The organism is Nocardia sp. NPDC004860 (genome assembly GCF_040609015.1).
Taxonomy (GTDB): domain Bacteria; phylum Actinomycetota; class Actinomycetes; order Mycobacteriales; family Mycobacteriaceae; genus Nocardia.
On record NZ_JBEXJI010000002.1, the window covers coordinates 402,973 to 421,962 of the forward strand.

Annotated in this window: 19 protein-coding genes; 8 read left to right on the top strand and 11 right to left on the bottom strand. The window is 68.6% G+C overall.

The annotated features are described in order from the left end of the window. Positions 1–27: 27 nt before the first annotated feature. The 4 genes from ABZV44_RS05800 to ABZV44_RS05815 all read right to left on the bottom strand — a co-directional run bounded on the left by ABZV44_RS05800 (position 28) and on the right by ABZV44_RS05815 (position 3,496). Entirely contained in the window at positions 28–378 is a 351-nt protein-coding gene (locus tag ABZV44_RS05800) for a YrdB family protein (protein WP_354832456.1), read from the bottom strand. Beyond that, positions 375–2,477, bottom strand: coding sequence for an MMPL family transporter (locus ABZV44_RS05805; protein WP_354832458.1), 2,103 nt, complete (start codon positions 2,475–2,477; stop codon positions 375–377). Before ABZV44_RS05805 ends, ABZV44_RS05800 begins: the two co-directional genes overlap by 4 nt. Continuing rightward, on the bottom strand, positions 2,477–3,013 hold the full coding sequence (locus tag ABZV44_RS05810) for a hypothetical protein (RefSeq protein ID WP_354832460.1): 537 nt from the start codon (positions 3,011–3,013) through the stop codon (positions 2,477–2,479). Before ABZV44_RS05810 ends, ABZV44_RS05805 begins: the two co-directional genes overlap by 1 nt. Positions 3,014–3,118: 105 nt before the next feature. Continuing rightward, entirely contained in the window at positions 3,119–3,496 is a 378-nt protein-coding gene (locus ABZV44_RS05815; protein WP_354832462.1) for a hypothetical protein, read from the bottom strand. A 196-nt stretch (positions 3,497–3,692) separates the two neighbouring features. On the opposite strand from ABZV44_RS05815, the gene ABZV44_RS05820 reads away from it, so the two are divergent. The 3 genes from ABZV44_RS05820 to ABZV44_RS05830 are packed head-to-tail and all read left to right on the top strand — an operon-like array spanning position 3,693 to position 6,082. After that, positions 3,693–4,718 (top strand): hypothetical protein, encoded by a 1,026-nt coding sequence (locus ABZV44_RS05820; protein ID WP_354832464.1) that lies wholly within the window; start codon positions 3,693–3,695, stop codon positions 4,716–4,718. After that, positions 4,718–4,984, top strand: a complete 267-nt coding sequence (locus tag ABZV44_RS05825; RefSeq protein ID WP_040857817.1) for a DUF5703 family protein — start codon at positions 4,718–4,720, stop codon at positions 4,982–4,984. The genes ABZV44_RS05820 and ABZV44_RS05825 overlap by 1 nt, the downstream gene beginning before the upstream one ends. An 18-nt stretch (positions 4,985–5,002) precedes the next feature. Further along, positions 5,003–6,082, top strand: a complete 1,080-nt coding sequence (locus ABZV44_RS05830) for a quinone-dependent dihydroorotate dehydrogenase (protein ID WP_354833122.1) — start codon at positions 5,003–5,005, stop codon at positions 6,080–6,082. 94 nt (positions 6,083–6,176) lie between these two features. Here ABZV44_RS05830 and ABZV44_RS05835 read toward each other — a convergent pair whose 3' ends face one another. From ABZV44_RS05835 to ABZV44_RS05845, 3 genes are all read right to left on the bottom strand, one after another. Next, entirely contained in the window at positions 6,177–6,590 is a 414-nt protein-coding gene (locus ABZV44_RS05835) for a hypothetical protein (protein ID WP_354832466.1), read from the bottom strand. Positions 6,591–6,837: 247 nt separating this feature from the next. Further along, positions 6,838–7,122 (bottom strand): hypothetical protein, encoded by a 285-nt coding sequence (locus tag ABZV44_RS05840; RefSeq protein ID WP_354832468.1) that lies wholly within the window; start codon positions 7,120–7,122, stop codon positions 6,838–6,840. After that, positions 7,119–7,412 carry a hypothetical protein gene (locus tag ABZV44_RS05845; RefSeq protein ID WP_354832470.1) on the bottom strand — a complete coding sequence of 98 codons (294 nt, stop codon included), beginning with the start codon at positions 7,410–7,412 and terminating at the stop codon, positions 7,119–7,121. Before ABZV44_RS05845 ends, ABZV44_RS05840 begins: the two co-directional genes overlap by 4 nt. A 443-nt stretch (positions 7,413–7,855) precedes the next feature. On the opposite strand from ABZV44_RS05845, the gene ABZV44_RS05850 reads away from it, so the two are divergent. The 4 genes from ABZV44_RS05850 (at position 7,856) to ABZV44_RS05865 (ending at position 13,292) form a co-directional block, all read left to right on the top strand. Beyond that, a complete protein-coding gene (locus ABZV44_RS05850) occupies positions 7,856–9,421 on the top strand; it encodes a carbohydrate kinase family protein (RefSeq protein WP_354832472.1) in 1,566 nt (521 codons plus the stop codon). Between the two features lie 278 nt (positions 9,422–9,699). After that, positions 9,700–10,503 (top strand): GTP cyclohydrolase II, encoded by an 804-nt coding sequence (locus tag ABZV44_RS05855; protein ID WP_354832474.1) that lies wholly within the window; start codon positions 9,700–9,702, stop codon positions 10,501–10,503. Between the two features lie 160 nt (positions 10,504–10,663). After that, on the top strand, positions 10,664–11,275 hold the full coding sequence (locus tag ABZV44_RS05860) for a GTP cyclohydrolase (RefSeq protein WP_354832476.1): 612 nt from the start codon (positions 10,664–10,666) through the stop codon (positions 11,273–11,275). A 187-nt stretch (positions 11,276–11,462) separates the two neighbouring features. Then, positions 11,463–13,292: a long-chain fatty acid--CoA ligase gene (locus ABZV44_RS05865; RefSeq protein ID WP_354832478.1), complete on the top strand. Its 1,830-nt coding sequence runs from the start codon at positions 11,463–11,465 to the stop codon at positions 13,290–13,292. Between the two features lie 103 nt (positions 13,293–13,395). Here the strand turns inward: ABZV44_RS05865 and ABZV44_RS05870 are convergent, their stop codons facing one another. Beyond that, positions 13,396–14,703 carry a hypothetical protein gene (locus tag ABZV44_RS05870; protein WP_354832480.1) on the bottom strand — a complete coding sequence of 436 codons (1,308 nt, stop codon included), beginning with the start codon at positions 14,701–14,703 and terminating at the stop codon, positions 13,396–13,398. A gap of 133 nt (positions 14,704–14,836) precedes the next feature. Between ABZV44_RS05870 and ABZV44_RS05875 the strand changes: the two genes are divergently transcribed. Next, positions 14,837–15,388 (top strand): TetR/AcrR family transcriptional regulator, encoded by a 552-nt coding sequence (locus tag ABZV44_RS05875; RefSeq protein ID WP_354832481.1) that lies wholly within the window; start codon positions 14,837–14,839, stop codon positions 15,386–15,388. Positions 15,389–15,604: 216 nt separating this feature from the next. Here ABZV44_RS05875 and ABZV44_RS05880 read toward each other — a convergent pair whose 3' ends face one another. The 3 genes from ABZV44_RS05880 to ABZV44_RS05890 form a co-directional block, all read right to left on the bottom strand. Continuing rightward, the gene (locus ABZV44_RS05880; RefSeq protein WP_354832483.1) at positions 15,605–16,141 is read right to left on the bottom strand and encodes a YbhB/YbcL family Raf kinase inhibitor-like protein; all 537 of its coding nucleotides are present in this window, start codon (positions 16,139–16,141) and stop codon (positions 15,605–15,607) included. A 19-nt stretch (positions 16,142–16,160) separates the two neighbouring features. After that, positions 16,161–17,510: a M20/M25/M40 family metallo-hydrolase gene (locus tag ABZV44_RS05885; protein WP_354832484.1), complete on the bottom strand. Its 1,350-nt coding sequence runs from the start codon at positions 17,508–17,510 to the stop codon at positions 16,161–16,163. Between the two features lie 167 nt (positions 17,511–17,677). Then, positions 17,678–18,895 carry a hypothetical protein gene (locus tag ABZV44_RS05890; protein WP_354832486.1) on the bottom strand — a complete coding sequence of 406 codons (1,218 nt, stop codon included), beginning with the start codon at positions 18,893–18,895 and terminating at the stop codon, positions 17,678–17,680. Positions 18,896–18,990 lie beyond the last annotated feature (95 nt).

Genomic DNA, 18,990 nt, shown 5'->3' on the forward strand with positions numbered 1-18,990 from the left:
CCCCGGCCCGCACGGCGGCAGCGCGGATCAGAGCTGCTGCTGACCCCACAGCAGCCGCAGCGCGCCGTTGCCCAGCCACACCGCGAACATCACCGCACCCGCGACCGGAGTCCAGGCCAGGCCCAGCAGCACCGACGCCGCGCCGAACCACACGACCTCCAAAACGACACGCCGCCAACCGGTTTGCGGGAACCGGGGATCCTTGGCCGCGCCGAACAGCGCCCACACCACGACGAACACCGCCGGGGCCGCCAGCCCCAGCACGATCCGCGCCGCGAGCGGCGCCGACACCGTGAACCCCCACCACGCGGCCGCACCCAGCACCAACAGTTCCAGCAGGAACATCACCAACAAGTTCGCGCCTTTGAGCACGCTCATCGCCAGACCAACTTCAATACCGCGGGAGTCAACAGCATGCGGATCACGGTGGCGTCCAACACCAGTGCCGCGATCATGCCGTAGGCAATGTATTTCATCAGCACCAGATCCGAGAACCCGAACGCCCCGGTCACCACGATCAGAATCGCCGCGGCCGAGGTGATCACACCGCCGGTGTGGGCGATGCCGCAGCGGATCGCCTCGGGCGCCTCGGCTCCCGCCGCGCGCGCCTCGGCCATCCGCGACTGCAGGAACACCTCGTAGTCGGTCGACAGGCCGAACAGCACCGTCACGATCAGCACCAGCACCGCGAACATGAGCGGACCCGGCGTGAAATCGAACAGGCCCGCGCCGTGACCCTGCACGAAGATCCAGGTCAGCACGCCCAGGGTGGCGCCGAGGCTGAGCGCGCTCATCACCACCGCCTTGATCGCCAGCACCAGCGACCGGAACGCCGCGTACATCAACGCGATCGCCGCCACGACCAGGATCGCCGCCAGCAGCGGCAGCCCCTTGATCAGACCCTGGATCGAATCCCGCTCCAGCGCGGGCACCCCCGCGACCATCACCTGCACCGCGTCCGGTTGCGGGATCGAGCGCAGCGCCGCGATCACGCTGTCGGCGTCGCGTTTGTCGCGCAGCCCGCTGGCCAGCACCGTCACCTGATCCTTGGTCGGCGCGGCCGGATCGAACGGCCCCGTCATCTCCGGGCCCACCATCTGATTGGCGGCGTAGCGGATATCGGAGAGCTGCTGCGGATTCGCGCCCACCACCACCAGCTTCAACGGCTCGGTCCGGAACTGCGGGAACATGCGGTCGAAGTCCTGCTGCGCCACCCGCGCCGCATTGTCCGAGGCCAGATATCGCTCGCTCAGCCCCCCGAACTCGATACTGCGGAACGGCAGGATCAGCACCAGCAGCATCAGCACCACCGGCACGATCACCAGCCACGGCTTGCGCATCGCGAAAAGCGCCAGCCGCGAGAAGAATCCGGCATCGATCTGCTCGGCGGTGCGCACACTGGCCAGCCCGTGCCAACCCCACAGATCGATGCGCCGCCCCACGATCGACAACACCGCCGGCAACGCCGTCACCGACAGCACCGCCGCCAGCAGCACCGAGGAGATACCGCCCAGCGGCACCGACCGCAGCACCCCGTTGGGGTAGATGAACAACGCTCCCAGGCTCACCGCGATGATCGCCGCCGAGAACAACACCGTCCGCCCGGCCGTCGCCACCGTCCGCGCGGTCGCCTCCTCGACACTGCGGCCCGCCGCCAGCTCCTCCCGGAACCGGGTCACCGCGAACAGCCCGTAGTCGATCGCCAGCCCCAGGCTCACGAGCGTGACCACCGCCGAGGCGAACACGTTGACCTGCAGATGATTCGTCAGCAGCCGCATGATGCCCTGGCTGCCCAGGATCGTCATGCCGCCGATCAGCACCGGCAGCAGCGCCCCCACCACCCCGCCGAACACGAAATACAGCAGGATCGCCACCAGCGGCAGCGCGATCAGCTCCGCCCGGCGGATGTCGTCCTGCATACCGGTGTTGATGCCCTCCACCACCGGCTGCAATCCGGCCAGCTGCACCGTCGTCCCGCCCGGCCCGGAACCGGTTGCGCCCGCGTGGAATTCGCTCTTGATGGCCAGGTAGTTGTTGACCGTGTCGGTGCCGCCGGCCCCGCGCAGCCCGATGCTGGCGAAGGCGTGCGTGCGCGAGGCGTCGGCGAACTGCCCCATCAGCGCGCCGTCCCAATACGAGTCGATCTTCAGGATCCGATCGGGATGCTCGGTGCGCAGCCGGGTCAACTCCGCCGCCACCGCCGAACGCACCGGCTCGTCGTCGACGGTCAGCCCGGGCGGGGCGGTGTAGATCGCGATCAGATCCGCGTCGGTGTCGCGCCCGAAGGTGGCATCGGCCAGCTTCGACGCCGCCACCGACTGACTGGATTCGTCGAACCAGCCCTCCTGGGTGAGGTGATCACCCAGGTCCCGCCCGTAGAACCCCGACGCCAGCACCACCAGCCCGAACACGGCGAACACCGCAAACCGGAAACGGTGGATCAGCCGCCCCCATCGCAGGGATCCGGCCTCGAGCATCAGCCGCAGGCCGCGGTCTTGTAGTCGGCCGAACGCAGAATGCCGCACAGGTCGGTGCGCGAGATCTTCCAGCGCCCGTCCTTGTACACGAAATGCACCACCGTGGTGCGCACATCGGTGCCGGTGCCGTCCTTGTCCAGGCTCAGCGTCGCGGTCAGGGTGCCGTCGTGATTGTCGAACACCGGATCCTTGACCCCGTACACCGCGCGCGGATGATCGGCCAGCGCCTTGTACATGTCCGGAATCGCGTCCTTGAACGCCTGCCCGTCCTCGATCAGCGCGGTCCGGTCACTGTCGGGCAGATTCGGATCCAGTGCGCTCTTGATCTGCGCGTCCAGCTCCTGCGCGGTCGGGATGGTCGGCTTGTTGGCGCTGCTCTGCGCGGCCGCGGCCGCCGAGGACGAACTCAGTGCCGCGTACGCCGAGGACCGTGCCTGGGCCACCTTGGACTCGTCGTCGCCCCCGCCGCACGCGGCGATCGACGCGCCGAGCACGGTCAACAGGAGCGCGGCGGCGGCCGGTCGTCGAAGTCGCATCAACATCCTCGTCAGCTCGAACTGCGGTTGTGTGCCGTTAGTTTGTCACGCGCCGCGCCCGAGGGTGATTCCTGTGTCACAGACACCCGGTTCCGAGCGAGCGGCTCACATGCCGTCGATGACCGCGCTGAGCCGCCCCAGCAGCGCCCGCACCGTGACGGCCTCCCGCAGCTGCGCGGCCGGCACCGGCGTGGCCTGCGGAATCAGATCGCGCACCAGCGCCACGACGCTGCGCTCGTCGTCGAGATCGATATCGGTCACCGGTGCCATCGCCACCGCTTCGACGTCCTCGGGGCCGGGCACGGCGGTGGCCAGTCCGAGCCGGTAGATCTCGAGGGTGAGGGTCGCGCGGTGGGTGCGGAAGGCGAAGGACCGCCCGTCCGCGGTGACCCCGAACCCGTGCGCGTAACGACCCACCGTCACGTCTTCGACGATGAAGCCCGGAGTGCGGTCGGCTACCAACAGATCTCCCTGATACAGCACGCTTTTGCCTTCCACGGTAACCGCACCGGCCGACAGCGCCACCGAAAGCCCATGTCACATCATGCAAATCGGCCCGGGAGGCGGGCGGCACGCCGCCGCGAAGACCCCCGCTTGTGGGGTGTGGTGACGGATCATGGTCAGATAAGAGAGCACGCATGATTTCGTCGGTCAGTTCGGTCAGTAAGGAGTTCGCTGCATGCGCCGTCGCGGCTGGATCGGTTCAGCCCTCGCGGGTGTGACCGTGGTGACCCTGCTGGCGGGCTGTTCCTCCCAGGAGAACAACGCCGACAACGCCACTCGTGACCCGGCCACCCCCGCCGCCGCGCCCGCGGCCACCGCGGCCCCCGCCGGGGAGGTGACCCGCAGCACCCCGATCTCGCTGCTGGTCTCCGAACCGGCCACCGGAATCCTGGCCGCCGCGACCACCGCCGGCGACACACCCGTGCTGCGGCTCACCGACACCGCCACGCCCGGCAACCACCGGACCACCGATGTCCCGCTGCCCGGCAAGGCCGCCTCGCTCGCCCTCGGCAAGCCCGGCGAGATCCTCGTCGCGGTGCCCGGCAGGATCCTCCGCGTCGACGCCGCCTCGGCCAAGGTCACCGAGATCACGATCGACGGCGACGTGCACGCGGTGGCGCTGCGCCCCGACGGCTCGCTGGTGGCGGGCCTGGCCAACGGCAAGGTGCTGCTGCTGGACGCGGACGGCACTGTGCGCCACACCATTTCGGGTCTGTCCTCCGCCGACGCGGTCGAGGCCGGCGACGGCGCGGTGGTCGTGCTCGATCGCCGCCAGACCGCCATCGTCCAGCTCGACGGCACCAGCAAGCTCGGGCTGTCGCTGCGCGCGGGCGACGGGGCGTCGAACATGATCGGCGACCACTTCGGCCGCCGCATCGTCACCGACACCGCCGGGCAGGAACTGCTGGTCTACACCGCCGATCCCTTGGTCCTGCACCAGCGTTTCCCGGTAGGCTCGTCGCCCTACGCACTCGCCTACGATCAGCGGTCCGAGACCGTGTGGGTGACGCTGACAGGCAGCAACGAAGTCGTCGGCTACGACCTGTCGACGGGTATACCGGTAGAGGTGGGGCGCTACCCGACGGTGCGCCAGCCCAACGCGGTGACCATCGACGGCCGCACCGGTGACATGTTCGTGGGATCCGCGACCGGTGACGGTCTGCAACGGATCGGCGCGGACCAGCGGAAGAGAGGGCAGTGATGGCTCGGGCCTCACGATCGGCGCACCAATCGCGCACATTGCCGGAGGGCTGGGAGGAATCCAGCGACGAATGGGAATACGTGCCCCTGCGGCTGCCGCCCGGCATCAGCAGGGTCACCGCCTCCATGCGGCTGTCCATCCACGCCGAATACGGTGGCTGGGAGTTGTCGCGGGTACGCGCCTACACCGACGGCAGCCGTCGGGTGTTACTGCGCCGCCGCAAGACGACCCCCCTGCTATCCCCGACACCCGAGGCGGTGATGTAACCCCCCATGTACGAGCGCCTGTACAGCCTGTTGCTGAAGGTGATGTTCCTGCTGCCGCCGGAACGCATCCACCACCTGGCCTTCGCCGCCATGCGGCTCGCGACCCGCTTCGCCCCGGGCCGCGCGCTGACCGGCAGGCTGCTGGTGGCCGACGATCCGATCCTGCGCACCCGCGTGTTCGGCGTGGACTTCCCCGCGCCCCTGGGTCTGGCCGCCGGCTTCGACAAGAACGCCGACGGCGTCGACGCGTGGGGCCCGCTCGGTTTCGGCTACGCCGAGATCGGCACCGTCACCGCCCAGGCACAACCCGGCAACCCGGCCCCCCGGCTGTTCCGCCTGCGTGCGGACCGGGCGCTCATCAACCGCATGGGCTTCAACAACTTCGGCGCGGCCGCCGCCGCCGGACACCTGGCCCACCGCCTGCCCGGCGGCGTCCCCATCGGCGCCAACATCGGCAAGACCAAGATCGTCGAGCCCGAGGACGCCGCAGGCGATTACGCCATCTCCGCCGGACTGCTGGGCCCGCTGGCCGACTTCATGGTCGTCAACGTCAGCTCCCCCAACACCCCCGGCCTGCGTGACCTGCAGGCGGTGACCTCGCTGCGCCCGATCCTGCAGGCGGTCCTCGACACCGTCTCGGTCCCCGTCCTGGTCAAGATCGCCCCCGACCTCTCCGACGAGGACATCGACGCCGTCGCCGACCTCGCCGTCGAACTCGGCCTGGCCGGCATCGTCGCCACCAACACCACCATCCGCCGCGACGGGCTGCGCACCCCCGCCGCCGACGTGGAACCGATCGGCGCGGGCGGCCTCTCCGGCGCCCCCGTCGCCGACCGCTCCCTCGAAGTGCTGCGCCGCCTCTACGCCCGAGTGGGCGACCAACTCACCCTGATCTCCGTCGGCGGCATCGAAACCGCCGACCAGGCCTGGGAACGCATCCTCGCCGGCGCCTCCCTCCTCCAGGGCTACACCGGCTTCATCTACGGCGGCCCGTTGTGGGCCAAGCACATCCACCGGGGCCTGGCCGCCAAACTCCGCGCCCACGGCTACACCACGCTGGCCGACGCGGTCGGCGCCGAACACAAAACCCGCGCCTGACAACCGATCCCGGCCACTGACCTCGCACCGGCGGCGGCCCGACGCGTCCTAGGGGCCGATCGGGTGCGGCGAATCGCCGTGCGGGTCGGGTCGGTCAGGCCCACAGGTGGCGGGAGCGGGCGCCTGTCATCGAGGGACGATGGGTGGTGGCTGCCCATCCTGCGAGGATCGATTCGGGTCGTTCGTCCTCCTCGTCGGTCTCTCGGGGAGTGTCCTGGCGGTACATCCGTTCGGCCAGGCGTTGCGAGAGCAGCAGTACCGCGCTTTCGACGCCGATGCCGACTCGGGTGGCCAGGTCGGCGGCCCACAGGTGGGCGGCTTCGTCGTAGACGACGGCCGGATCGGACAGGATTTCGTCCAATTCCATTCCGGCGCGGGCCTGTTCGTGGGTGAGCCGGTGGGTCGGAAGCCAGCTCAGGCGCCAGACCGCTTCGCTGCCCCGGTGCTCGCGGATCGCATATTCGGGGCTGATGGTGCTGGTCATGGCGGTGGTGGTGATGTCGATCATGGGGCCCTCCCTCGGCCGTGCACGCGAGCGGCAGGATCGCTGCCCGTTCGCGCTGTGGTGCGCTCGGTCGCGGTCGATGTCCCACGCCGGGCTGTTTGCTCCCTCATCGAATGCTGGTCGGTCGCACTGTCATCGCGTCTCCTGCTCCCGCCCGAATGTCGGCTGTGCCAACTCCTTTCCCGGTTGTCGCCCACGGGCGATACCGCGGTCGACGATCGTCACGACCCGTTTCCGGCGTCGCCTGTGCTCATGCCGACCGCCGGCGCAGCAGAAACATCGCCTGCTCCACCGGAATCCCCAGTTCGCCCGCGCCGGCGATCAGGCGGCCCTGGACGATTTCGTCCCGCGGATACGGATCGACGGTGACGATTTCGGCCAGCACCATGGCCGCCGGCGCCTGGGCGCGGGTCAGCAGCCGATCCGGCAGCCAACTGCACCGCCACGCCAAGGTCCACCGGTCGGCGACCCGCACGGCGCTCTCTCCGGTGACGTCGCTGGTCATCGTCCAGTCGTCGGTAGCGTAGATGGTCACGAGTCCCCCCGTTCCTGCCGGCGCCTGCGCAGGATGTCGCAGGCTGCTTCGATATCGATGCCGAGTTCGGCGGCGATGGTCTGCACGCGCTGCCACACCGTGTCGGAGCCGACGAGCGGGGTGCACAGGATTTCGGTGAGTTCCATTGCCGCCAGCGCTTGTTCGCGAGTCAGCAACGGCCGAGGCCGCCAGCTGAGCTCCCATGCCGGTTCCGGGCAGTCCGGGCGCCGCTGCGCCCATTCGACGACTGCGATGCTGCTGGTGATCGAGTTGACACTGGGATAGATCACGGTGGCCCCCCGGGGCGGAACGTGTGTCGCCCTCGCGCGGCCGCTGGATGCCGGTACCGGCCGACCCTCGAAAGGCGACCGGCCGGTGGGCCGTCGCCTGCGAATGATGGTGTCGGCCAGGGCGATTGGCGACAGGGATGGATGGTGTCGGTCGCGGCGCGGACGGATTCCGTCCTAGCCCACGGCGACATCGATGTCCTGCTCCGCATCGCACTCGCTGGTCGCGCCGCGTCTGCGCCGGCGGATGTGTCGAATCAGTAGAAGCACTCCGGACACCGGACCTCCCGAACCTGCCTGGTGGGCACGGTACTTCGCCACCATCAGTATGGCATTTGCCGGGAGTTGGGTGTTTTTGCCGCTGGTCTCCGGCATTTGCCGCCGCACCCAGATTATTGCCGTATTCGCTGGTAGCTAAACCGATTTCGGCGGTATCGTTGGAGCAAATGGTGAGAGACAACAACGATCCAGGACTCGCGTCCACCATTGCGGTGCCCGACCACGCCGCGGATGCTGTCTGCGGAACCCTCATGCGTGTCAGAAAGCACGAGGGTTTGAACGTCGGCCGCATCGAGAGCAGTGAGATCGACACCAGGATTCTGCTGCAACTCACCGCGGTACGCCGCTGTGCGCACCTGGAGCGCGTGGAGCCGAAGGATGCGCTCCCGGGAGCGATTCGCCGGATCGCCGACAAACTGTCGGTGACCGACCGGGTCGTCGTCGACGCCGAGCTGTGCCTGGGACTGCTGCGTGAGATCGGTCCGCCGGGTGTCGATCTGGATCAACACTACGGCGCGGCACTCGCTCAGCGTCGCAACTCCCTGGCCCGCCATTGGCGGACGCTGCACGAGGCATTCGGGGCGGTCGACATCCCGCCCGCGCCCACCGCGCGGGCGGTGCGCGGGGGCCGATACGAGGTCCCGGCCTTCGTAGCCCTCGCGAAACTCTTGACCACGCTGTCCGATCCCGGCGGTAGGGAGCGCGATGCAGTGGTCGTCATCGGCGACGCTGTCATCGACCACATCCTGGAAGTCGACCACTTCCCCCGGCCGGGAATGTCGATGTGGGGAAAGGACTCCGGTAGTCGTCCGGGAGGAAAGGGACTCAATCGAGCGGTGGCGTTGGCGCGTCTGAACCTCGATGCGAGACTTCTCGCGGCGATCGGCGATGACGACGAAGGCCTCGAGATCCTGCACTACCTCGACAGCGAACACGTCGATACCAGTCTGATCAAGGTCGAGGCGCTCGAGCGGACTCCGGTGACGACGGTGGTGACCCCGGCCGACGGCGACTATTCGTCCATTGCGATCAAGAAGGGCCGAACGCGGCTGACCTCCTCGGATCTCGAGCTCGCGCCCATCCGCCATGCGATCACCTGCGCGGCAGCGGTCGTGCTCACCTTCGAGCAGTCGGACAGCGTGATCGAGAAGGTGCTGGAAATCGTTGGTGCGGTGAATGATTCGTCCGCGGGATCCGAATCTCCATGGGTGGTCGTGAATGTGAGCCCGCCACGTCCTCCGACGCAGTACATGCGCGACCATCTCGCGGTCATCGATTACCTGGTCGGTTCCTCCGATGATCTCGCTCGACTGCGCCCCGATCTCCCGGACGGGGCCGTCGCCGAAGCCCTGCTGAACGACGGGGTCGGCACGGTGTGTGAGATCGATCGGTCCCAATGCACGGTTCATCGGCGTGGTCTCGGTGCCATCGAGGTCGATCGCTTCGGCACCGCGGTATCGAACGTCGCCGGCGCGGCCTCGGCCTTCTCCTCTGCGTTGACCAGCAGGCTCGTCAAGAACGCCCGGCCGGCCGAGACCGCGGACTTCGTGTGGGCGACCGCGGCGATGGCGACGCTGATCCGTCGTGATGCCGGTGCGCATCCCGTGGAGAGCGTTCCCGACGGCATGCCTTCCGAGGCGAGCATCGACGAAATGGTCGAAAGTACGCCCGTCGGCGATGGTCGAGGCCCTGATGCTGACGCAGCAACTCCACCGCGCCGATCAGCGCCGTGACGGCTGCGCGAAGGCGACACGTCGCTGATGTATCACAGACACGCCGACGTCTTGACGAAAGTCGTACTATGCTTCCCCGCGGCCGCAACTGGCTTGCGGGCACGGTCCCCACTCGAATGGGGTCGGAATGGTTCGACCTCACCCGGGAGGATCGGTTGCGTGCACCAGTAGTCGAGACCAAACGGTCTGATCGTGAGTACGCCGTCGCGCCGGCTGCGAAAGCTCACTGCGACACTGAGCACCGATTCACTCGCAATGGACTCGATATCACCGTCCGTGTGGTCGCGATAGAAGCGAACCAGGGGTACGCCCTCGTATTCGGCGACGGGTCGCATCTGGAAAACTGCTTGGTCCGTATCCACTCCCGGTGCCTTTACGGCGATGCCCTCCGTTCCGACGACTGTGACTGCGGCCCCGAACTGGATCTGGCCATGGACATGATCCAGGAAGAAGGCAAAGGGGTACTGATCTATCTCGAGCAGGAGGGGCGCGGCGCGGGGTTGATCAACAAGGCCCGCGCCTATCAGTACAGCCAGCAGCATGACGCCGATACCTTCGAGAGCTACGGAAAGCTCGGCCTGCAATTGGATTCGCGGCGCTACACCGCCGCGGCCATGACCCTGAACGAGCTCGGGCTGACGCAGATTCGATTGTTGACAAACAATCCGGCCAAAGCCGACGACCTGCGTGAGGCGGGATTGGCCGTCGAGATGAAGCCGCTGCTGATTCCGCCTCAGAATCCCACTGTGCACCGCTATCTCGAGGCCAAGCGCGCCCACCGGCATCATCGATTGCCGAAGTCCTGGCGGTTCTACAAGTGGGTCGATCGCCTGATGCAGGCGACCGGGCTGCTGGTATTCGGACTGTGTTGTGCCGCATTGGCCGTGGTCGCGCGTTCGACCATCCTGACCCTCTGGGAGCGTGTCTGGCCCGGCGCTGCGGTGCCCGCCGGTGGATTCGTGATCATCGCTGTCGGTATCGCGGCCGCGGTCGGACTGGCTGTCGGTAAGCGCGGTTCCACCCGGCGACGCCTGCAGAAGGCGCGGCTGGCCTCCCGCATAGTGTCCGTGCAGCTGCGGTAGGACACGATCGCCCCTGAATATCGTGCCCGTTTTGCTCGGATCGGGGCATGACCCTGGTCGCTCGGCCATAATTGCCAGAGGCAGGGCGGCAGGTGGTGTAGGCGTGAAAGAGCTTCAGGCAACCGCACATTCGTTGCTCCGGAACGGACGCGAGTTGCGGGTGCGTGTGAAGGAAGTGCACGACGAAGCCGGTGTCGGGCACATGCTGATCTTCGGGGAGCCGGCCGATGGGTGCCTGGTACGGATCCACTCCCGCTGCCTCTACGGCGATGTGCTCGGCTCGCAGGACTGCGACTGCGGGCCCGAACTCGACCTGGCCATGGACCTCATCCAGGGCGAGGGCGGGCAGGGTGTGCTCATCTATCTCGAGCAGGAGGGGCGCGGAGAAGGCCTCGAGGTCAAGGCGATGGGGTTGCATCTCGGTGAAGAGACGGGTGCGGACACCTTCGATGTCTACCGGCGGCTGGGGCATCCCGACGATTCCCGCACCTATGACCATGCCGCCCATGCGCTGGCCGCTCTGGGATTGCGATCGGTGCGGCTGATGACCAACAACCCGGACAAGGTCGCCGCCGTGGCGGACGCGGGGCTGATCGTGACGGCGGTGCCGCTCGAGACCGAGCCGCGCAGTCCGCAGGCGGCGCTGTACATGGCGGCGAAAGCCAAACGGCGCAGCGCTTATCCGGGGCGGCATGCCGGCATCGGGCGTGACCCGGTAGCCGGACCGTGGGGTAGCGCCTTCGATTCCGCCGCCCGCCACCAGGATCGGTAAATTCGGCCACCGACGTGGCCGTGTAGCCCAGGACACAACCGTGATGATCTGGTTACGATGAGTGAGCCGCGCCACAGACGGCGCGTGGCCATCGCGTGATCGGGTTGGTCGTTCTCTCGGACGTCGGGGTTCGCGCAGGTGGGTGCGCGTGTGGCGGGTGAAGCGAGAGGCAATCGGGAAAAGGGTTATGACGACTGACATCGGGTATGCGCACGCATCTGGGAAAACCGTTCACACGATTCCGCAGGCGTTCCAGGAGACATTGACGCTGCGGCCGGGGCAGGTGGCGTTGCGGACCGTCGGGGGGACACAGCAGATCACCTGGCGCGAGTACGGGGAACGGGTGCGCGCCATCGCGGCGGGGCTGGCCGGATTGGGGGTGGGGCGCGGGGACACCGTGGGGATCATGCTGACCAACCGGCCGGAGTTCAATCTGGTCGACACGGCGGCGTTGCATGTTGGGGCGACGCCGTTCTCGATCTACAACACCAGCTCCGCCGAGCAGATCGCGCACCTGTTCACCAATGCCGAGAACAAGGTCGTGATCACCGAGCCCGCGTTCCTGGACGTGGTGCGCGGGGCGGGCGTCGAGCTGGAACACATTGTGCTGGTGGAGGGTTCGGCGGCGGGCACGCTGACCCTGGCCGAGGTGGAGGCCGCGCCCGAGGCGGACTTCGACTTCGATGCCGCCTGGCAGGCGGTGCAACCCGACGATGTCGCGACTCTGATCTACACCTCGGGCACCACCGGCCCCTCCAAGGGCGTGGAGCTCACCCACGCCAATGTGGTGGCCCAGATCGTGGGCCTGGTCGAGGGCCCGCTGACCGTCGGCCTCGACGACCGCTCGGTGTCCTACCTGCCGGCCGCCCATGTGGCCGACCGCATTTCGGGCCACTGCGCCAACCTGTTCACCGGCGTGCAGATGACCTGTGTGCCCGACCCGCGCGAGATCGCCGCCGCCCTGCCCGACGCCCGCCCGACCGCGTTCTTCGGCGTGCCGCGCGTGTGGCAGAAGATCAAGGCCGGGATCGACGCCAAGCTCGCCACCGAGGCCAGCCCGGTGAAGAAGGCCCTCGCCAACTGGGCGCTCGGGGTCGGCGCGCAGGCCGCCCGCGCGGATCTGGCCGGCACCGGCCGCGGCCCGCTGCTGGATGTGCAGCACAAGCTGGCCGACGCGCTGGTGCTGTCGAAGCTGCGTCACGCGCTGGGCTTCGACGAGTTGCGCGTCGCCGCCTCCGGTGCGGCCGCGATCCCGCCGGAGACCCTGGAATACCTGCTGGGCCTGGGCTTCACGGTGACCGAGGTGTGGGGCATGTCGGAGACCTCCGGCGTCGGCACCTACACCCCGCTGGCCAAGCCGAAGCCGGGCACCGTCGGTGTTCCGTTGCGCGGGCTGGAGATTCGCCTGGGCGAGGACGGGGAACTGCTCGTCCGCGGCGGCATCGTCACCCACGGCTACCGCAAGATGCCCGACAAGACCGCCGAGGCCATCGACGGCGACGGCTGGCTGCACACCGGTGACGTCGCCACCATCGACGGCGACGGCTACATCAGCATCGTCGACCGCAAGAAGGAACTCATCATCAACGAGGCGGGAAAGAACCTGTCTCCCACCAATATCGAGAACACCGTCAAGGCGGTGTCCTCGCTGGTCGGCCAGGTGGTGGCGATCGGTGACGCCAAGCCGTTCATCTCCGCGCTCATCGTGCTCGACCCCGACACCGCGGTGGTGCGGGCCAAGGCTCTGGGCACTCCCGACGCCGAGCTGAAGACCCTGGCCGGGCACCCGGAGATCGTCGCCGAGATCAAGGCCGCGGTCGCCGAGGCCAATGCCAAGCTCTCGCGGGTGGAGCAGATCAAGCGCTTCACCATCCTGGATCTGGGCTGGGAGCCCGGCGGTGACGAACTCACCCCCACCCTCAAGCTCAAGCGCAACCCGATCGCGGCCAAGTACGCCACCGAGATCGCCGCGCTGTATCTGACCCCGCCGCCGGACGGCGTGATCAACATGAGCTGATCCGGGGGCACGCCACCGGAACAGAAGTGGGCCTGGACGAGTCGTCCAGGCCCACAGCCGTTTTCGCGTCCGTTGTGCTACGGGCGCCGCATCGCCGGTGGTGTCACCCGCGCGCCGCGGCCGTCCGGGTCACCCGGGCCAGCAGATCGCTCATCGACTCGGCGATCCGCCCCATCTGACGGTGACTGTGCTCGGCGGTGTCGTACTCCACCTGAATCGTCAGCCGATCGCCGACCGTGAAGATCGTCATCTTCGGCGGCATGCCGGCCGCCATCGCGAACACCTCGTCCCGCACGAACTCCAGGCCCGCGGGCATCGGATGTGCGGGCAGCCGGCCCATATTCGACAAGGCGATCGCCGGCGCGCCCGACAGCATCGCCGCCACCTCCGGCGCCAGCGCCCGCTGCGCGGCCCGCATGAACAGCGCCGGGAACCGTGTGTCCAGCATCTGCCGCATGGTCGCGTCGACCACCGCGCCCAGCGCCCGCGGATCGGCATCCCGATCCACCAGCGCGGGGGTTCCCGCCCCCGAGGCGCAATTGAGCATCGTCGAGACCGGCAGTCGCGGCGACAGTTCCGGCCGCAGATCCGCGGCATGCCCGCACATCAACGGCAGCGGTCCGTCCTCGGTGAGCTCGGCCCGCACCGCCGCCAGGGCGGCTCCGGCGAGCAAGCTGTTGACCGAGATCCCTTGTTCGCGTGCCACCTCCACCAGCTCGCCGGTGTGCCGGGGCGGCAATTCGATGCGGCGCAACGCCAATCGCCCGCCGGGATCGCCCGACCCGTCGCCGTCGTGTGGCAAGGTCCGCGGCACGCCCTCGGGCCCGACGGTCGCCGCCATCTCCCCTACCTGCGCGAGGAATCCGTCGACCTCGGCGTCGGTGGTGACCAGCGCCAGTAGTCGATCGACGCCGTCGAGCAGGTCCCGGTCCGAATCCTCCAGCGGTAGTGCCGTTCCCGCGAAGTGTGCGCTGTAGCGCCGCCACATCTCGTCCAGCAGCGCGAAAGCCGAACGCCCATCGCTGATCCCGTGATGGATGACCAGCACGATGCGACTGTCCACGGGCCCGCGCAGCAGCACCGCCCGGAACAACCCCGCACTCCAGTCCGGGCAAGTGTTGACCAGTTCCCAGTACTCGTCGACCTCGCCGTCGCGCACCTCCAACGGCGGCGCATAGCCCTCGTCCACCTCGAACCGCGACACTCCCGCCACCGTGACGGCGCGGCTGCGCAGCAGCACATGCCCGGCCGCGAGCTCACCGAGCACCCGCCGCAGCACGGCGGGATCGACCGCACCGCGCACGGTGGTGCCGATGAACAGCGGCATCCCGCCGATCGGCACGCTGCCGAGGCGGGTGTCGGTGGCGAAGTAACCGGTTTCGAAGGGGGACAACAGTCTCTGCTGAGTCATATCGGGGCTCGTACTTCCGTGTGATGGATCGTGCCGAACTCGACCATACACACGTTTCACACGTTCGTACAAAACATCTGTTTTAAACGGTTGTCACAAACGACCGTTTCACCCGGTGCTAGGCTCTACCGCCGTGGGAACCCGAGAAGATCTCCTCGCCGCGACCAAGCAGTGCCTGGCCGACCGCGGCTACGCCCGCACCACCGTGCGCGACATCGTCGCCGCCTCCGGCGCCAACCTCGCGGCCATCAACTACCACTTCGGCACCCGCGACAAGCTGCTGAACCAGGCCATGCTCGAGGCCACCGCCGCCGCCGTGCAGCAGATCCTCGACTCCCTGCCCGCCGATCGCGCCGGTGATCTGGCCGCCCGCCTGAACACCTTCTGGCACAAACTGATCGACTCGTTCACCGCCGACCGGGTGATCTGGACCGCCAATATCGAATCCGCGGCCCAGGCCCTGCACTCCCCCACCCTGCGCGCGGAAACCGGTGCCGCACAGCAACAAGCCCGCGCCGGCCTCACCGAAGCCCTCGGCGCCGGCGACCCCGCCATCGGCGCACTCCTGCAAACCCTCATCGGCGGCCTGCTGGTCCAATACCTCATCGACCCCGACCACTCCCCCACGCCGGAAGATCTCGCCGCGGGCCTGCGCGGCCTGGCCCAGCTCACGACCCCCGACTAGCCACCTACACCCGCCGGTGGGCGCGGTCGGCCGCGCCGCCGCCGCTGCCACAGCACGACGAGCCTCGAGTGTGGCGACCGGCCCAGTCTTGTTGGATCCCAGCGCCGTCCGGGTGCTGTCGGGTGCCTCCGTGGTCGGGACATGGGTCGTGTTGCCCGGACATGACTGTGGCCCCGAGCGAATTACTCGGGGCCACAGTCGTTTCGGCGTGGACGCCTACTTCTGCTCGTGAGTGCCGATGATGGTGGCGCGGCCGATGGCGTTCATGAACAGGTTGAAGCCCAGGTAGGCGGGCGAGGCGTTCTCGTCGACCTCGAGGCGTTCGACGCCGACGGCGTGCACGACCACGAAGTAGCGGTGCGCGCCGTGCCCGGCGGGCGGGAACGCGCCGGTGTACTCGTGCAGGCCCGCGTCATTGCGCAGGTGGATGGCGCCGGCGGGCAGGGTGCCGCCCTTGCCGGCCTGCCCGCTGGTGAGGCTGGTGGTGGTGACCGGGACATTGGCGAGGACCCAGTGCCAGAAGCCCGAGGCGGTCGGCGCGTCCGGGTCGTACATGGTGACGGCGAAACTCTTGGTCTCGGCCGGGAAGCCCGACCAGCTCAGCTGCGGGGAGATGTCCTGTCCGCCCGCGCCGCCCAGCGCGCTGACCTGATCCAGGTGCAGGGGCTTGCCGTCGCTGATATCGGTGGAGGTCAGGGTGAACTCGGGCAGCTGCGGCAGCGGCGCGTAGGGATTGTAGGAGTAGTCGGGCACGAGCAGTCCTTTCGAATCGTCAGCTGTGCAACAGGAAGTGTTCCAGTACACGGGTGCCGAATTCGAGCGATTCCACCGGAACCCGCTCGTCGACCCCGTGGAACAGGGCGGAGAAGTCCAGTTCGGGCGGCAGTCGCAGCGGCGCGAAGCCGAAGCAGCGAATCCCCAACTTGGCGAAGGCTTTCGCGTCGGTGCCGCCGGAGAGCATGTAGGGCACGGTGCGCCCGTTCGGATCGTGGGCCAGGATGGCGTCGTTCATGGCGTCCACGAGGTGCCCGTCGAAGGTGGTCTCGTAGGAGTCGAGCTTGGTGATCCACTCCCGTTCCACATCCGGTCCGATGAGCGCGTCCACCTCCCGCTCGAATTCGGCCTGCCGTCCCGGCACCACCCGGCAGTCGACGACGGCCTCGGCGGTCTGCGGAATCACATTGGCCTTGTAGCCCGCCCGCAGCATGGTCGGGTTGGCGGTGTCGCGCAGGGTCGCGCCGATGATGCGGGAGATGGTGCCCAGTTTGGCCAGCTGACCCTCGATATCCGGTGAGCCGGGATCGAATTCGAGCCCGGACTCCTCGGCGACGGCGGCCAGGAACTCCGCGACCGAATCGGAGACCACCAGCGGGAAGGTGTGGGTGCCCAGCCGCGCCACCGCCTGCGACAGGATCGTCACCGCGTTGTCCTCGTGCAGGAACGAGCCGTGCCCGGCACGGGCCTTGGCGCGCAACCGCATCCAGCCCAGGCCCTTCTCCGCGGTCTCGACCAGATACAGCCGCCGCTCGCTGCCGTCGGGCCGCGGCACGGTCAGTGAGAATCCGCCGACCTCGCCGACCGCCTCGGTGATGCCCTCGAACAGGTCGGGCCGATGCTCGACCAGCCACTGGCAGCCCCAGCGCCCGCCGTTCTCCTCGTCGGCCACGAACGCCCACACGATGTCGCGCGGCGGTACCGTGCCCTCGATCTTGAACTGGCGGGCCACCGCCAGCATCATGCCGACCATGTCCTTCATGTCGATGGCCCCGCGGCCCCACACGTAGCCGTCGCGCACCGCGCCGGAGAACGGGTGCACACTCCAGTCGGCGGCCTCGGCAGGCACCACGTCGAGATGCCCGTGGATCATCAGGGCCCCGCGTGAGGAGTCCGCGCCCTGCAGCCGCGCGAACACATTGCCGCGTCCCGGCGCACCCGATTCGACGTATTCGGTGGTGTACCCGGCCTCCTCGAGCTGTGCGGCCACCCACTGCGCGCATTCGCGCTCGCCCTTGGTGGTTTCCAGTTCGCCGGTATTGGAGGTGTCGAACCGGATCAGCGCGCTGACCAGGTCCACCACTTCCGAGACGGCGCGAGGGGTGCGGGTTTCGGCGGTTTCGGACACGTCACCTTTCCTACCACCTCCCCGGCACCCCGTCGCCCACCGCCGCCCGCACGACCCGCCCCGCCGCAGGTCGAACGACGACCGGGAGTTGGAATCATCCGTGGCACAAGGGTTCCCGTACCCGGCGGGACAGCACCCGCGCGCACCCGATCGCCGACGGCGGCCGCTCAGCGCAGAAAACGGATCGTGTTGGTCAGCGTGGCCAGCAGCGAATCCAGGTGCTGGTCGGCGATGCGGCGTTCGAGAACCTCGAGGTCCAGGCGGGTGGCGGTGGCCCACAGCTCGCCCACGCGGGCCTGGACCTCGACATCGGTCGCGGACAGCACCCACAGCAGCGGCGGCCACAACCGGGCGGCCTGGGCCAGCGCGGGCAGCATGAGCAGCGTCGGGGCGTCGAGGGTGGCCAGGCGCAGGCCCGCCCGGCGGCGCACCTCGGCGGGAGTGCGCGCCAGGGGTTCGAGAACCCCGCGCCACACCGCCAGGTCGCTGCTGCCGTCGACGGCGTCGACGAGGGTCTCGGCGATCTCCGGCAGCACCGGGTTGAGGGCCAGCCGGGTCAGGGCATTCGGGCTCAGCCGCCCGAAGAAGCGCAGCATGTCGTCGGTGGCGTCGGCGGCGATATAGGTGGCGATCAGGTCCGCGACCGCCGAGGGCGGGGCCACCTCGAAGAGGATGTCGCCCACCGCGGCGATCACATCGGGGGCGCAGCGCGCGAACACCGACAGCGCCGCGAGCCGTAACTCCTTGGAACCATTGATGACCGTGCCCAGCAGCCGCGGCACCCGCTGACCGCTGCCCGCGAGCAGCTGCCGCATCACCGCACTGAGCGATTCCCCCGAATACGCGTAGGCGGCCGAGCGGATGAGGCCCTCGTCATCGGGCACCCCCACCTCGACCGCCTGGATCAATTCCGGTGTCGCATAGGCCAGGAACGGCCCCGCGGTGATGTAGTCGCGCCGGGCCAGCAGCTCGTTCACGATCGCCACCACCGGCGCGGGCGGTGCGTCGTCGGCGAGCTGGCCGACCGTGCGCGGATCCAGATACGGCGCACAGTCCGCGGCGTATCCGACGTCCAGCCGCAGCAGCGCCTCGATCGCCTTGGCCGGATACTTCACTCCGATCGCGCCGGCCGCGCGCCCGGTCATGGTGGGCGGCACCAGCCGCTGCACGATCGGCAGCGAGATGCTCAGCGGGATGACGGGGACCAGCTTGGCGATGCGCTCGAACACCGGCGCGTGCCGGTCGAAGAGGTTGCCCGCCATGCGTTGTTGCAGCTCGTGCAGGCGATGCGGGCCGAGGCGTTCGAGGTGGGCGAGCCGTTCCACCGGCACGTGCAGGGTCCGGGCCAGGAGGACGAGCTGGGCTCGCGTCACCAGTTCGGTCATAAGCCCGGCCGCACCGTGTACGCGTGGCAACCCGCGAATTCGACTGTGGCGGACATACTTTCCCCGTTCCCCGGGTGACCCGAGCTGGGCCTCCG

Bases quoted from the DNA above. Each gene is read 5' to 3' on its own strand.
- ABZV44_RS05800 (WP_354832456.1), bottom strand. From the start codon at position 378: ATGAGCGTGCTCAAAGGCGCGAACTTGTTGGTGATGTTCCTGCTGGAA.
- ABZV44_RS05805 (WP_354832458.1), bottom strand. From the start codon at position 2,477: ATGCTCGAGGCCGGATCCCTGCGATGGGGGCGGCTGATCCACCGTTTC.
- ABZV44_RS05810 (WP_354832460.1), bottom strand. From the start codon at position 3,013: ATGCGACTTCGACGACCGGCCGCCGCCGCGCTCCTGTTGACCGTGCTC.
- ABZV44_RS05820 (WP_354832464.1), top strand. From the start codon at position 3,693: ATGCGCCGTCGCGGCTGGATCGGTTCAGCCCTCGCGGGTGTGACCGTG.
- ABZV44_RS05825 (WP_040857817.1), top strand. From the start codon at position 4,718: ATGGCTCGGGCCTCACGATCGGCGCACCAATCGCGCACATTGCCGGAG.
- ABZV44_RS05835 (WP_354832466.1), bottom strand. From the start codon at position 6,590: ATGATCGACATCACCACCACCGCCATGACCAGCACCATCAGCCCCGAA.
- ABZV44_RS05850 (WP_354832472.1), top strand. From the start codon at position 7,856: ATGGTGAGAGACAACAACGATCCAGGACTCGCGTCCACCATTGCGGTG.
- ABZV44_RS05865 (WP_354832478.1), top strand. From the start codon at position 11,463: ATGACGACTGACATCGGGTATGCGCACGCATCTGGGAAAACCGTTCAC.
- ABZV44_RS05870 (WP_354832480.1), bottom strand. From the start codon at position 14,703: ATGACTCAGCAGAGACTGTTGTCCCCCTTCGAAACCGGTTACTTCGCC.
- ABZV44_RS05890 (WP_354832486.1), bottom strand. From the start codon at position 18,895: ATGACCGAACTGGTGACGCGAGCCCAGCTCGTCCTCCTGGCCCGGACC.